Here is a 13,724-nt window from a genome sequence, read left to right as displayed (position 1 = left end):
TCAGCCTCCGTTGCCCTGCTGGCTGGTGACCGACGGGGCGCCCTGCGCGGGGTGCGGCACCCCGATGGTCTGCCCGTCCGGCAGCCGGATGTACGCCGGGTCCTCGGACTCGACCAGGCCCAGCTTGCGGGCGTTCGCGGTCAGGTTGCCGGGCGCCTTCTGCTCGGCGATCTCCTTCTTCAGCTCCTGCTCGTCGACGTTGAGCTTGTTCTGCTGCTGCTGGAGCTTCTCCAGCTTGAAGGCGTTCTCGTTGATCTTGGTGTTGACGGCCAGGATGCCCAGCACCCCGCCGACCACGAGCACCAGGATCAACGCGACGAAGGGCGCCCGGGGAACCCGGATCGGCGCCGGCGGGGCGACCCGCAGGCGCGGCGCCGGCGTGCCGGTGACCCGGGTACGCTCGGCCGGCCGCAGGGCGGCGTTGCCCTGGGTCGGGAACTCGCGCGCCGCCCCCCGGGCGCGAGTGTCCTCCCGGCCGCCGGCCGCCGTCGTGTCTCGCGTGGTGCGCTGCGCCGCGGTCCGGCCCCCCGACCGCGGTGCGCGCTGCCCGACGGCTCCCCGGCCGTCGCGCTTCTCGACGTTCATGTCCCCTCCCCCTCCTCGTCCGTCCCGTTCGCGTCTCCCGGGGCCGACCGCGGGTCCTCGCCGGACCCCGGTGACCCCGTCCCCGGTTGGTGCATCGCCTTCGCCCGGCGGCGGTACCGTTCGCGGTCGGTACGCCCCTGCCGGGCCGCCTCCGGGTCGAGGCGTTCCGCTGCTCGCAGCCGCACCGAGGCGGCACGCGGGTTCGCGGCCACCTCCGTCTCCCCGGGCAGCTCGGCGCCCCGGCTCAACAGCCGGAACGTCGGGCCCGACCCGGGCAGCTCGACCGGGAGGTCGATCGGGCCCTTACTGCGGACCCGGTCGGCGAGCGCCTGCTTGGTGAGCCGGTCCTCCAGCGAGTGGTAGGACAGGACCACCATGCGGCCGCCCACTGTGAGCTTGTCCAGAGCAGCCGGCAGCGCCGTCTCCAGCGCTGCCAGCTCTCTGTTTACCTCGATCCGTAAAGCCTGAAACGTTCTCTTCGCCGGGTGTCCACCGGTTCGTCGGGCCGGGGCCGGAATGGCGTCGCGGACCAGCTCGGCCAGCCGGGCCGAGGACGTGATCCGGGTCCGCTCCCGCTCCCGGATGATCGCCGAGGCGATCTTTCCGGCGAACTTCTCCTCGCCGTACACCCGCAGCAGGCGGGCCAGGTCCGGGTGGGAGTAGGTGTTGACCACCTCCTCGGCGGTCACCCCCCGGGTCTGGTCCATCCGCATGTCCAGCGGCGCGTCCTGCGCGTACGCGAACCCGCGGTCGGGCGCGTCGAGTTGCAGGGACGAGACGCCGAGGTCGAACAGCACCCCGTCGATCGCCGGGTAACCGAGCCGGTCGAGCACCTCGGGCAGCTCGTCGTAGACGGCGTGCTCCAGGTGGATCCGGTCGGCGAACCGGGCCAGGCGGACCCGCGCGTGGGCCAGCGCCTCGGTGTCCCGGTCCAGGCCGATCAGCACCGTGTCCGGGTGCGCCGTGAGCACCGCCTCGGCGTGTCCGGCCAGGCCGAGCGTGGCGTCGACGTGCACGGTGCGACCGGGCCGGCCCAGTGCGGGGGCCAGCAGCTCGAGGCACCGCTCGAGCAGCACCGGCACGTGCGTGCCGCGTAGCTCCCCCATGTCGACCCCCACCCCGTTCGCCAGCCGTTCGGTCACGTGTCCGTCGTCGCCACGACGCCTCGCCATACCGCCAGATCCCCATCCGCTCCCGCCCGCCGGAGGCCGAGGCCCTCCGTGTCGGATCGTGCGCCTGGCACCGGGGAAGGGGTGCCAGGAACTCGAAAGCGGCTGGAGATCTCGCAGTACGTCGGGCGCCGTCACGCCCTACAGACCGCCGGGCAGCACCCCCTCCTCGATGTCGGCGAAGTCGTCTTCGCTCTCCGCGAGGTAGGCCTCCCAGGCCGCCCTGTCCCAGATCTCCACCCGGGTGCTCGCTCCGATCACGACCAGATCCCGGTCCAGTGCCGCGTACGACCGCAGGTGGCCGGGAATCGTGACCCGCCCCTGCTTGTCCGGCACCTCGTCGTGCGCGCTGGCGAAGAAGACCCGGCTGTAGGCCCGGGCCGCCTTGCTCGTCATCGGCTGCGCGCGCAACTGGTCGGCGATGCGCTGGAACTCGGGCATCGGGAAGACGTAGAGGCAGCGCTCCTGCCCTTTGGTGATCACGACACCCCCCGCCAGCTCATCCCGGAACTTCGCCGGAAGGATCAACCGGCCTTTGTCGTCCAGGCGCGGAGTGTGGGTGCCGAGGAACATCGGCCCAACCCCCTCGCCCTGAGCGGCGTTCGCGGCGCCGCTGACCCCCCGGGCCGGTGCGGCCCTCCCGGCCTCACCATCGCGCCCCACTCTACTCCACTTCCCTCCACCTGCAACCAGAATCGCCCGCGCGGCGTGGCGTTTCCGCGCGCAAAACCGCACGTCAACCCGGGTGGGGCGGAGTGGAGGGGGCAGGGCGCCCGCCGCACCGTCCGCTACCCGACATCGACCGCCGCCGTCCGGCCCCACGCGCTCCGGCCGTCCGCCGCGCCGTCCCCGGCCGAACGGTTCGCCGTCGGCGGCGATCTGGTGGAGGTGGCGGTCCGGTAACCTCGCTCGGGTGACGGACGCGAAGATGCCCTTGCGGGCGAAGGTGGCCAGCTCTGTGTCGCGCACCGCCGCGGCGCTGTCGCGGGCCGCGGGCCGTGGCGACGGCTCGGTGATCGGCGGCTGGATCGGCCTCAAGATCGACCCGGACCTGCTCGCCCACCTCTCGGCCGGGCGCGCGATCGCCCTGGTGTCCGGCACCAACGGCAAGACCACCACGACCCGGCTCACCACCGCCGCGGTCGGCGTGCTCGGCCGGGTCGCCACCAACTCCTTCGGCGCGAACATGCCCACCGGCCACACCTCGGCGCTGGCCAAGGCCGGCAGCACGCCGTACGCGGTGCTGGAGGTGGACGAGCACTACCTCGCCCAGGTGCTGGCGGCGACCGAGCCGCACGTGGTGGCGCTGCTCAACCTCTCGCGCGACCAGCTCGACCGCGCCAAGGAGGTCGCCATGATGGCGCAGCTCTGGCGCGCCGCCCTGGTCCGGCACCCGCGGGTACGGGTGGTCGCCAACGCCGACGACCCGATGGTGGTGTGGGCCGCCTGCCCGCCGGCCGACCCGGCCCAGGGCCACGTGCCGCCGCACGTCACCTGGTTCAGCGCCGGGCAGCGCTGGCACGACGACTCCTGGGTCTGCCCCGAGTGCGGCTCCACCATCCAGCGTTCCGGCGAGCAGTGGTGGTGCACCGGCTGCCCGCTGCGCCGTCCCGAGCCGAACTGGACGGTCGAGGACGACGGCGTGCTCGACCCCACAGGGGCCTGGCACAAGATCCAGCTCCAGCTCCCCGGCAAGGTCAACCTGGGCAACGCGGCCACCGCCCTGGCCGTCGCCGCCGAGTTCGGCGTACGCCCGGTGGACGCGGTCTCCCGGCTCGGCAGCGTCACCTCGGTGGCCGGCCGCTACGCCCAGGTGGACCGCGACGGGCGCAACATCCGGCTGCTGCTGGCGAAGAACCCGGCGAGCTGGCTGGAGGCGTTCGACATGGCCGACGTCGCGCCGACACTGCTGTCCATAAACGCCCGCGACCCCGACGGGCTGGACACCTCCTGGCTGTTCGACGTGGACTTCTCCCCACTGATCGGCCGACAGGTGCTGATCACCGGCGACCGGGCGTACGACCTGGCGGTGCGGCTGGAGGTGAACGGCGTGCCGTTCCAGCACGTACGCAGCTTCGACGAGGCGGTCCGCGCGGTGCCGCCGGGCCGGCTGGAGGTCATCGCCAACTACACCGCCTTCCAGGACATCCGAGCGGAGCTGGACCGTGTCAACTGAGAGCCTGCGCATCGTCTGGATCTATCCCGACCTGCTGTCCACCTACGGCGACCGGGGCAACATGCTGATCCTGGCCCGCCGGGCCCAGCTGCGCGGCATGCCGGTCGAGGTGCTCGAGGTCCGCTCCGACCAGCGGCTGCCCGCCACCGCCGACATCTACCTGATCGGCGGCGGCGAGGACGGCCCGCAGGCGCTCGGCGCCCAGCGCCTGATCGCCGACGGCGGCCTGCACCGGGCGGTGGCCCAGGGTTCGGTGGTGTTCGGCGTCTGCGCCGGCTACCAGCTTCTCGGCACCTCCTTCTTCGCCAAGGGCACCCGATGCACCGGGCTGGAACTGCTCGACCTCTCCTCCGACCGGGGCCCCACCCGCGCGGTGGGCGAGCTGGCCGGCGAGGTCGACCCGCGGCTGGGCATCCCGCACCTGTCCGGCTTCGAGAACCACGGCGGCCGCACCCACCTCGGCCCGGGCGTGTCCCCGCTGGCCCGGGTCACCGCCGGGGTCGGCAACGACGGGGCCACCGAGGGCGCGTGGCGGGGCAAGCTGCTCGGCACCTACTCGCACGGCCCGGCGCTGGCCCGCAACCCGGACCTGGCCGACCTGCTGCTGCGCTGGGCGACCGGCATCCACCAGCTCCCCCCGCTCGACGACACCTGGGCCGACCGGCTCCGCTCCGAGCGCCGCGCAGCGGTGGCCGCCGCACCGAGGCCGTGACCGACGCCGCCCGGCCGGGGCGGCGACCGGTGGCCCGCAGGCTCGCCGGGTTGCTGCGGCAGCCCTCGGCGCGCCGGTTCGGGCTGCTTCTGCTGCTGCTCGCCGGGTTCGGCGTGACGCTGCTGCTGGCGCCCCGGCCGGATCCGGCCGCCCTGCCCCGGCTCGCCGACTCGCTCGGCGGCTACGGCCCGCCCGCGGCGGTGATCGGCGGTGCGCTGCTGCTGGTGGCGCTGGTGCCGCGGACGTTCGTCACGCTCGCCGCGGGCGCGATCTTCGGCCCGGTGCAGGGCGCCGCGTACGCGCTCGGCGCGGCGCTGCTCGCGGCGGCCATCGGCTTCACTGTCGGCCGGGTGCTCGGGCGCGACTTCGTCGCCGAGCGGGTACGCGGCCGGCTGGCCCGCCTCGACGGCTGGTTCGCCCGGCAGAGCGTCGTCGGCGTGGTCACCGTGCGGCTGCTGCCGATCGCCGGGTTCGGTCTGGTCAGCTACGGCTACGGCACCACCGCCGCCCGGGTGCTGCCGTTCCTGGCCGGCAGCGTGATCGCCTCCGCCCCGACCGCGATCGGCTACGCGGCGATCGGCGCGGCCGCCACCAGTCCCGGTTCGATCAACTGGTACGCGGCCGCGCCGGCCAGCCTCGGCCTGATCGCCAGCGCGCTGCTCATCCACCGCTGGTGGCGGGCGGAACGGCGCCGCCGCCTCGACCAGGGCTGAGCCGGCCGGCGACCCGGCGGGGGCGCACCCGGATCGGCACGCCCACGCCGCGGTCTCAGGCGACGACGGAGACCATCCGCCCCTTCACCACGATCACCTTGCGCGGCTCCTTGCCGGCCAGCGCGCCGGCCACCGCCTCCAGCGCCGCCGCGCGCACGGTCTCCTCGGTCGCGTCGGCCGGCACCTCGACCCGGCCGCGGACCTTGCCGTTGACCTGCACCGGGTACGTGACCGACTCGGCCACCAGCAGGGCCGGGTCGGCGACCGGGAAGTCCGCGTACGCCAGCGAGTCCTCGTGGCCCAGCTTGTGCCACAGCTCCTCGGCCATGTGCGGGGCGAACGGCGCGACCATCAGCACCAGCGGCTCGGCCACCTCACGCGGGGTACGCGCCAGCCGGGTCAGGCCGTTCGTCAGCTCGATCAGCTTGGCGATGGCGGTGTTGAACCGGATCCCGTCCATGTCGGCGCGGACCCCGTCGATCGCCTTGTGCAGCAGCCGCCGGGTCGCGTCGTCGGCCGGCTCGTCGGTGACCCGCAGCTCACCGGTCTGCTCGTCGACGACGGTGCGCCAGACGCGCTGCAGGAAGCGGTACGAGCCGACCACCGCCCGGGTCTCCCACGGGCGGGACACCTCCAGCGGGCCCATCGACATCTCGTACACCCGGAACGTGTCCGCCCCGTACGCCGCACACATGTCGTCCGGGGTGACCACGTTCTTCAGCGACTTGCCCATCTTGCCGTACTCGCGCCGGACCTCGGTCTCGCCGTGGAACCAGCGGCCGTCGACCTCGACGACCTCCTCGGCGGGCACGTAGGCGCCGCGCGGGTCGACGAACGCGTACGCCTGGATCATGCCCTGGTTGAACAGCCGGCGGAACGGCTCGAACGACGAGACGTGGCCCAGGTCGTACAGCACCTTGTGCCAGAACCGGGCGTACAGCAGGTGCAGCACGGCGTGCTCGGCGCCGCCGACGTACAGGTCGGTGCCCCCGCAGTCGCCCGCGCCGCGCGGCCCCATCCAGTACGCCTCGTTCTCCGGGTCGGCGAAGCGTTGCGAGTTGGTCGGGTCCAGGTAACGCAGCTCGTACCAGCAGGAGCCGGCCCACTGCGGCATCACGTTGGTCTCCCGGGTGTAGCGCTTGGGCCCGTCACCCAGGTCCAGCTCCACCTCCACCCAGTCGCGCCGCCGCGACAGCGGGGTCTCCGGGTTGCTGCCGGCGTCCTCCGGGTCGAACGTCTTCGGCGAGAAGTCCTCCACCTCGGGCAGCTCGACCGGCAGCATCGACTCGGGCAGCGCGATCGGCGCGCCGGTGGAGTCGTACACGATCGGGAACGGCTCGCCCCAGTAGCGCTGCCGGGAGAACAGCCAGTCGCGCAGCCGCCAGGTGACCGCGCCGGCCCCGTGCCCGTTCGCCTCCAGCCACCCGATGATGCGCGCCTTGGCGTCGGCCACGCCCAGGCCGTCCAGGTCGATGCCGCGCTCCGGCGCGGCGCTGTTGACGGCCGGGCCGTCCCCGGTGTACGCCTTGCCGTCGAAGCCCTCCGGCGGCTGCACGGTCCGCACGATCGGCAGCTCGAAGACCTCGGCGAAGTCCCAGTCCCGCTCGTCCTGGGCGGGCACTGCCATGATCGCGCCGGTGCCGTACCCGGCCAGCACGTAGTCGGCGATGAAGATCGGGATCTGCCCACCGGTCGCCGGGTTGATGGCGTAGGCGCCGACGAAGACGCCGGTCTTCTCCTTGCTGTCCGCCTGCCGCTCCACGTCCGTCTTGGCCGCGGCGGCCTTCCGGTACGCCTCGACGGCCTCGCGCGGGCCGGCGTGCCCACCGGTCCAGGCGTCCCGGGTGCCCTCCGGCCAGGCGGCCGGCGTCAGCACGTCGACCAGCTCGTGCTCGGGCGCCAGCACCATGTAGGTGGCGCCGAAGACGGTGTCCGGCCGGGTCGTGAACACCCGCACCGGGGCCGCGCCGGTCGGGAAGTCGATGTGCGCGCCGGTCGACCGGCCGATCCAGTTGCGCTGCTGCAGCTTGATCGGCTCGGGCCAGTCCAGTGTGTCCAGGTCCTCCAGCAGCCGGTCCCCGTACGCGGTGATCCGCATCATCCACTGCTTCAGATTGCGCTTGAAGACCGGGAAGTTGCCGCGCTCGGAGCGGCCGTCGGCGGTGACCTCCTCGTTCGCCAGCACGGTGCCCAGCCCCGGGCACCAGTTCACCGGCGCCTCCGAGACGTACGCCAGGCGGTGGTCGTCGACGATCCGCCGCCGCTCCCCCACTGTCAGCTCGGCCCACTGACGCCCGTCGGGGGTGGCACGGGTGCCGCCCTCGAACTCGGCGATCAGCTCGGCGATCGGGCGGGCCTTCCTGGCCTCGGCGTCGTACCAGGAGTTGAAGACCTGCAGGAAGATCCACTGGGTCCAGCGGTAGAAGTCGGTGTCGATGGTCGCCACCGAGCGCCGCTCGTCGTGGCCCAGGCCCAGCCGGCGCAGCTGCTCCCGGTACCGCTCGACGTTGGCCACCGTGGTGGTCCGGGGGTGGGTGCCGGTCTGCACCGCGTACTGCTCGGCGGGCAGGCCGAACGCGTCGAAGCCCATCGCGTGCAGCACGTTGCGCCCGGCCATCCGCTGGTAGCGGGCGTAGCAGTCGGTGCCGATGTAGCCCAGCGGGTGCCCGACGTGCAGGCCCGCGCCGGACGGGTACGGGAACATGTCCAGCACGTACAGCTTCTCGGCGTCGGCGCGCGGGTGACCCGGGTCGGCCAGCGGCCCGGTCGGGTTCGGCGCGTGGAAGGTGCCGTCCCGCTCCCAGGTGTCCTGCCAGCGGTGCTCGATCTCGTCGGCCAGGGCGGCGGTGTACCGGAACGGGGGGATGTCGGTCGCCGGTGCGGCTGCCTCACTCATGGCGTCTCCTCGGCGCGGATCGATACGAAATATGTGGGCGGTCTGCTGCGGGCACAAAAAAGCCCCTCGCGCAGGAGGGGCGGCCGTGCTGTCGCGCGTTTTCAGCGCATCAACACGGCTCGGTAAGAAGCAGGAAGAACCCGGCCATGCACGCAGTGTACCTCGCCCCCCTCGGCGTCGGCGCGCCCGTTCCGGCCGGTCGTCCGGTCCCCCGGTCTGGCGAATATTCCGGGCGTAACCGACCGACCACCTGCGGGAGTCGGCGATAACGACAAACATGGTTAGCCTGAGAGGCCAGTGAGATTACTGCGGCAGACGAGGCTCGGCGTCGCGAACCCAACGGCGGGTCCAGGTGCTCTATAAAGAGCTGCCGTCCAGGCGACGAGGAGGAGGCCCGTGACACAACAGACCTGGGACGAGGTGGGCGGTCTGCTGCCGCACGACGAGTTCCGCGCCGCCAGCGAGGCCATCGTGGCCAACATCGAGCAGGTCATCGAGGGCAAGACCGCCACCGTCCGGCTCGCCCTGGCGGTGCTGCTGGCCGAGGGTCACCTGCTCATCGAGGACGTGCCCGGCGTCGGCAAGACCAAGCTCGCCAAGGCGATGGCCCGGTCCATCGACTGCTCGGTCCGGCGGATCCAGTTCACCCCCGACCTGCTTCCCAGCGACGTCACCGGCGTCAGCGTCTACAACCAGGAGACGCACGACTTCGAGTTCCGCCCCGGCGCGGTCTTCGCCAACCTGGTCGTCGGCGACGAGATCAACCGGGCCTCCCCGAAGACCCAGTCGGCGCTGCTGGAGTGCATGGAGGAGCGGCAGGTCACAGTCGACGGGGTCACCTACCAGTTGCAGACGCCGTTCATGGTGATCGCGACGCAGAACCCGATCGAGATGGAGGGGACCTACCCGCTGCCCGAGGCGCAGCGGGACCGGTTCACCGCCCGGATCGCCATGGGCTACCCGGACCCGCGGGCCGAGCTGGCGATGCTCGACGGGCACGCCGCCACCGACCCGCTGCCGGGGCTGCGGCCGGTCTCCGACGCGGCCACCGTCCGCCGGCTGATCGGCCACGTCCGGCAGGTGCACGTCGCCGACGCCGTCAAGCAGTACGCGATCGACCTGGTCACCGCCACCCGGGAGGCGCCCGACCTGCGCCTGGGCGCGTCCCCGCGCGCCACGCTCCAGTTGCTGCGCACCGCCCGCGCGGTGGCCGCCCTGGAGGGCCGCGACTACGTCCTGCCGGACGACCTCCAGGTCCTCGCGGTGCCGGTGCTGGCGCACCGGATCATCCCCACCGCCGACGCGCAACTGGCCCGGCGCACCACCGACGCGATCGTCTCCGAGCTGGTGCACCGCCTGACGCTCCCGCACGACCGGCAGCGCTCGCCGTACGACACCCGGCCCGGCGGCGGCAACAACGGCCGCGGGCCGTACGAGCCGCGGAGGCCGTGACGTGCGCGACGGCCTGCGTGGGCTGACCACCCGCGGCCGCTCGTTCCTGGCGGCCGCGGTGGCCGCCGCGATCTCCGCCGGCATCCTCGGCGAGAAGGACCTGCTCCGGGTGGCGGTCCTGCTCGCCGTGCTGCCCCTGCTGGCCGCCGCGTACGTCGGACGCAGCCGGTACAAGCTGGCCTGCAACCGGTCGCTGGAGCCGCACCGGGTGCCGGTCGGGGCCAGCTCCCGGGTGGTGCTGCGGTTGCAGAACCTGTCCCGGCTGCCCACCGGCACGCTGCTGCTGGAGGACCGCCTGCCGTACGCGCTGGGCAGCCGGCCCCGGGTGGTGCTGGAACGGCTCGGCGCGCACCAGGCCAGCTCCGTGGCGTACACGGTCCGGGCGGACGTGCGGGGCCGCTACGAGGTCGGGCCGCTGGTGATCCGGCTGACCGACCCGTTCGGGCTGTGTGAACTGACCCGGTCGTTCCCCAGCACCGACCACCTCACGGTGATCCCGCAGGTCACCCCGCTGCCGTCGGTGCGACTCCCCGGTGAGTACGCGGGCAGTGGCGACAGCCGGGCCCGCTCGGTGGCCGTGCACGGCGAGGACGACGCCGCCACCCGGGAGTACCGGAGGGGCGACGACCTGCGCCGGGTGCACTGGAAGTCCACCGCCCGCACCGGTGAGCTGATGGTGCGCCGCGAGGAGCAGCCGTGGGAGAGCCGCGCCACCGTGGTGCTCGACACCCGTGCCGGCGGGCACCGGGGCGAGGGCCCGACGGCCAGCTTCGAGTGGGCGGTCTCGGCCGCGGCCAGCATCACCGTGCACCTGCGGGAGGCCGGCTACAAGCTGCGGCTGGTCACCGGCAACGGCGCCGACGTCGGGGCCACCGAGGCCGGCGGCGAGGGACTGCTGCTCGACCATCTCGCCGACGTGCACCTGGACCGGCGCGGTGAGATCACCACGCTGGTGCAGCAGGTCCGGCAGCGGGCCGACGGCGGTCTGATCATCGCGTTGCTCGGCACGCTCGGCGCCGCCGAGGCGGAGCTGCTGGCCGGGCTGCGCGGCAACGGCGCCACCTGCGTGGCGTTCCTGCTGGACAGCAACACCTGGCTCAACCTGCCACCGAACGCCCGGGCCGAGGCGGAGCGGGCACACGGCGCCGCCGCGCTCGCGCTGCTGCAGAGCGGCTGGCGGGTCATCGGGGTGGAGCACGGCACCCGGCTGCCGATGGTGTGGCCGCAGGCCGGGCGGGGCTCGCAGGGTTTCGCACTGCGGGCGGCCATGGCCGAGACGGTGGCCGGCGGACGACGATGACCGGAAGGATGCCCCTGTGACCCCGCACCGCAACATCGGGTTCGTCGCCGCGGCGGCGACGCTGCTGGCGGCGGCCCCGCTGTCGGCGATCTTCGAACGCTGGACCTGGCTGATCCAGGCCGCCATCGTGGTCGCCGTGGTGGCCGGCTCGGCCGCGTTGAGCCGCCTGGGCCGGTTCCCGCTGTGGGGGCAGGTGCTGGCCATGCTGGCCGGGCTGACCCTGGGCCTGACGTGGGTCTTCCCCGGCGGCACCGAACTGCTCGCCTTCGTGCCGACCCCGGCCACGTTCACCCACTTCGGCGACCTGCTCCAGTCCTCGTTGCAGGACATGCGCTCGTACGGCGTGGAGGTGCCGGACGTCGACTCGCTGCTGTTCCTCGCGGTGCTCGGCATCGGCGCGGTGGCCGTGGTGGTGGACGTGCTCGCGGTCGGGTTGCGCCGGCCCGCGCTGGCCGGGCTGCCGATGCTCGCCATCTACTCGGTGCCGGTCGCGGTGTACGTGGACAGCGTCCCGGCCACCCCGTTCGTGCTCGGCGCCGCCGGTTACCTCTGGCTGCTGGTCACCGACAACGTCGACCGGGTACGCCGGTTCGGCCGCCGGTTCACCGGTGAGGGGCGCGACGTGGACGTCTGGGAGGCGTCCCCGCTGGCCGCGGCGGGACGACGGCTCGCAGTGGTCGGCGTGATCGTGGCGGTGGCGCTGCCGCTGGCCGTGCCCGGGATGACCGGCGGGCTGATGAACAACGTCGGCAACGGGCCCGGCGACGGCAGCGGGCGGCCGGGCCAGGGCGGCACCTCGGGCCGGGTCGACCTGTTCGCGGCGCTCAGCGGCCAGCTCAACCAGAGTCAGGAAGTCGAGCTGGTCAAGGTCAGCACCGACGAGACGACCCCGTTCTACCTGCGCCTGGGCGTGGTGGACGACCTGCGGCCGAGCGGCTTCCAGGCACGCGTGCCTACCGGGCGGCCGATCAGCCGCCCGCTGCCCGACCCGGGGGAACGCGCCACGCGCGGCGTGGAGCAGCGGCGCTACCGCGCCACGGTCGAGGTGACGAAGAACCTCAACATGCCGTTGCTGCCGGTCTACGCCGAGCCGGTCGACACCGACGACCTCAACGGCAACTGGCTGTACGACCCGAACCAGCAGGTCGTCTTCTCCAACCGGGACAACGCCCGCGGCAAGAGCTACTCGTTCGACTACGTCCGGTCCACGTTCAGCCCCACGGCGCTGCGCGCGGCCCCGTCGCTTCCCTCGGACAGCCCGGTGATGCGGCAGCAGACCGAGCGGCCGTCGGTCCCGGCCGTCGAGGAACTGGTCGCGCAGTTGGTGAAGGGCAAGCCGAACGACTACGACAAGGTCCGGGCGATCTACGACTACTTCTCGGTGGAGAACGGCTTCACCTACTCGCTGTCCACCCGCAACGGCAGCAGCGGGGAGGACATCACCGACTTCCTCGCCACCAAGGTCGGCTACTGCCAGCAGTACGCCGCGGCGATGGCCTGGCTGGTCCGGGCCGCCGGCATCCCCGCCCGGGTGGCGGTCGGGTTCACGAACGGCAGCAGGGCAGACGGCGGCACCTACGTGCTGACCAACCAGAACCTGCACGCCTGGAGCGAGGTCTACTTCGGCGGGATCGGCTGGGTGCCGTTCGACGCCACCCCGGCGGCAGCGGTGGCCGGCTCGGTCCGCTCGGCCTGGGCGCCGGACATCGACGCCCCCGAGGAGGTCACCCCCTCGGCCGGCAGCACCGCCGCTCCCGACGCGGCTGGCCCGTCGGCCGGACCGAACGAGGCGGACCGGCTGGACAAGGAGACCGACCAGGGCCTGACCCTGAACCAGGGCGGCCCGGCCGAGGAGAGCCCGGTCTGGCCGTGGTGGCTGGCCGGCGGTCTGCTGGCGTTGCTGGCGCTGCTCGCCGTACCGGCCCTGCGCCGTTCCGCCCTGCGCCGCCGGCGCGTCCGGACGGCCACGCCCGCGGCCACCGCGCTGCCGGTGCCGGGCCAGCGCGGCGAGACGCGGGAGGTGGCCGTCGGCGTGGACGCCGAAGCGGCCCGCGCCGACGCGCATGCCGCCTGGGACGAGTTGCTCGACACGCTCGTCGACTTCCAGGTCCGGGTGGACCGCACGGAGACCCCGCGGGCGACCGCCGAGCGGCTGGCCCGGGAGGCGCTCACCGAAGGCGGAGACGCCGCGACCGGGGTACGCCTGCTCGGCCGCGCCGAGGAGCGAGCCCGGTACGCCCGCGACCCGTTGACCGACGCGGACCTGCAGCCGGCGCTGCGTACGGTGCGGGGCGCGCTGGCGGCCGGCGCGGACCGCCGTACCCGGCTGATGGCGGCGCTGCTGCCCCCGTCGGTGCTGCTGCGCTGGCGTACCGGCCTGGCCGAATGGTCGGCAAGGGTGGTGACCACGAGCGGCCAGGTCCGGCAGCACCTGACGCGCTGGAGCCCTCGCCGCCTGTTGGCCGGCCGCGCCGCCCGCTGACCCCGTCCTCTCCCCGCCCGCTCCCCCGTCCGCCCCGCCCGTGCGTCACAGCGGTGGTCAAGGAGTTTGTGTCCACATCCGGCCCGCCCCCGGAGGGCGAGCGGGAAGCAGCCCGATGGCGGGCCTAACCAGCAGCAGCGTCAGCTCTGGCGCGCGCGGCCCAGGCACAACAGGTGCAGAGGGGGACGCGGCGGCGCACGCCGACCGGCGGGACGGCTCACCCCCGCGAACGGGCCGGG

Annotated in this window: 10 protein-coding genes; 6 read left to right on the top strand and 4 right to left on the bottom strand. The window is 73.5% G+C overall.

Annotated elements, in window-relative coordinates:
* From ACFYO8_RS15050 to mraZ, 3 genes are all read right to left on the bottom strand, one after another.
* Positions 1 to 585 carry a hypothetical protein gene (locus tag ACFYO8_RS15050; protein ID WP_355094822.1) on the bottom strand — a complete coding sequence of 195 codons (585 nt, stop codon included), beginning with the start codon at positions 583 to 585 and terminating at the stop codon, positions 1 to 3.
* Positions 582 to 1,691 (bottom strand): 16S rRNA (cytosine(1402)-N(4))-methyltransferase RsmH, encoded by a 1,110-nt coding sequence (rsmH, locus tag ACFYO8_RS15045; protein WP_354870310.1) that lies wholly within the window; start codon positions 1,689 to 1,691, stop codon positions 582 to 584. The genes ACFYO8_RS15050 and rsmH overlap by 4 nt, the downstream gene beginning before the upstream one ends.
* Positions 1,692 to 1,895: 204 nt before the next feature.
* A complete protein-coding gene (gene mraZ / locus ACFYO8_RS15040) occupies positions 1,896 to 2,327 on the bottom strand; it encodes a division/cell wall cluster transcriptional repressor MraZ (RefSeq protein ID WP_073831045.1) in 432 nt (143 codons plus the stop codon).
* Between the two features lie 355 nt (positions 2,328 to 2,682).
* Here mraZ and ACFYO8_RS15035 point away from each other — a divergent pair, with 355 nt between their 5' ends.
* Genes ACFYO8_RS15035 through ACFYO8_RS15025 form a run of 3 tightly spaced genes read left to right on the top strand, consistent with a single transcriptional unit; the run spans position 2,683 to position 5,355 of the window.
* Entirely contained in the window at positions 2,683 to 3,930 is a 1,248-nt protein-coding gene (locus ACFYO8_RS15035; protein ID WP_387257294.1) for a MurT ligase domain-containing protein, read from the top strand.
* A complete protein-coding gene (locus ACFYO8_RS15030; RefSeq protein ID WP_354870138.1) occupies positions 3,920 to 4,642 on the top strand; it encodes a glutamine amidotransferase in 723 nt (240 codons plus the stop codon). Before ACFYO8_RS15035 ends, ACFYO8_RS15030 begins: the two co-directional genes overlap by 11 nt.
* Positions 4,643 to 4,671: 29 nt before the next feature.
* Positions 4,672 to 5,355 (top strand): TVP38/TMEM64 family protein, encoded by a 684-nt coding sequence (locus ACFYO8_RS15025; RefSeq protein ID WP_387188801.1) that lies wholly within the window; start codon positions 4,672 to 4,674, stop codon positions 5,353 to 5,355.
* Positions 5,356 to 5,410: 55 nt separating this feature from the next.
* Here the strand turns inward: ACFYO8_RS15025 and leuS are convergent, their stop codons facing one another.
* On the bottom strand, positions 5,411 to 8,251 hold the full coding sequence (gene leuS / locus ACFYO8_RS15020) for a leucine--tRNA ligase (protein ID WP_357707353.1): 2,841 nt from the start codon (positions 8,249 to 8,251) through the stop codon (positions 5,411 to 5,413).
* Positions 8,252 to 8,647: 396 nt separating this feature from the next.
* On the opposite strand from leuS, the gene ACFYO8_RS15015 reads away from it, so the two are divergent.
* The 3 genes from ACFYO8_RS15015 to ACFYO8_RS15005 are packed head-to-tail and all read left to right on the top strand — an operon-like array spanning position 8,648 to position 13,485.
* Complete coding sequence (locus ACFYO8_RS15015; protein ID WP_354870129.1) at positions 8,648 to 9,703, top strand: MoxR family ATPase; 1,056 nt, start codon at positions 8,648 to 8,650, stop codon at positions 9,701 to 9,703.
* 1 nt (position 9,704) lies between these two features.
* Positions 9,705 to 11,003: a DUF58 domain-containing protein gene (locus ACFYO8_RS15010; RefSeq protein WP_355094826.1), complete on the top strand. Its 1,299-nt coding sequence runs from the start codon at positions 9,705 to 9,707 to the stop codon at positions 11,001 to 11,003.
* A 16-nt stretch (positions 11,004 to 11,019) separates the two neighbouring features.
* The gene (locus tag ACFYO8_RS15005) at positions 11,020 to 13,485 is read left to right on the top strand and encodes a DUF3488 and transglutaminase-like domain-containing protein (protein ID WP_354870124.1); all 2,466 of its coding nucleotides are present in this window, start codon (positions 11,020 to 11,022) and stop codon (positions 13,483 to 13,485) included.
* Positions 13,486 to 13,724 lie beyond the last annotated feature (239 nt).

Origin of the sequence: Micromonospora sp. NPDC005257 (assembly GCF_042872445.1) — a bacterium.
Taxonomy (GTDB): domain Bacteria; phylum Actinomycetota; class Actinomycetes; order Mycobacteriales; family Micromonosporaceae; genus Micromonospora.
This window is presented reverse-complemented; position numbering and strand designations above follow the sequence as displayed.

Bases quoted from the DNA above. Each gene is read 5' to 3' on its own strand.
- leuS (WP_357707353.1), bottom strand. From the start codon at position 8,251: ATGAGTGAGGCAGCCGCACCGGCGACCGACATCCCCCCGTTCCGGTAC.
- rsmH (WP_354870310.1), bottom strand. From the start codon at position 1,691: ATGGGGGAGCTACGCGGCACGCACGTGCCGGTGCTGCTCGAGCGGTGC.
- mraZ (WP_073831045.1), bottom strand. From the start codon at position 2,327: ATGTTCCTCGGCACCCACACTCCGCGCCTGGACGACAAAGGCCGGTTG.
- ACFYO8_RS15035 (WP_387257294.1), top strand. From the start codon at position 2,683: ATGCCCTTGCGGGCGAAGGTGGCCAGCTCTGTGTCGCGCACCGCCGCG.
- ACFYO8_RS15050 (WP_355094822.1), bottom strand. From the start codon at position 585: ATGAACGTCGAGAAGCGCGACGGCCGGGGAGCCGTCGGGCAGCGCGCA.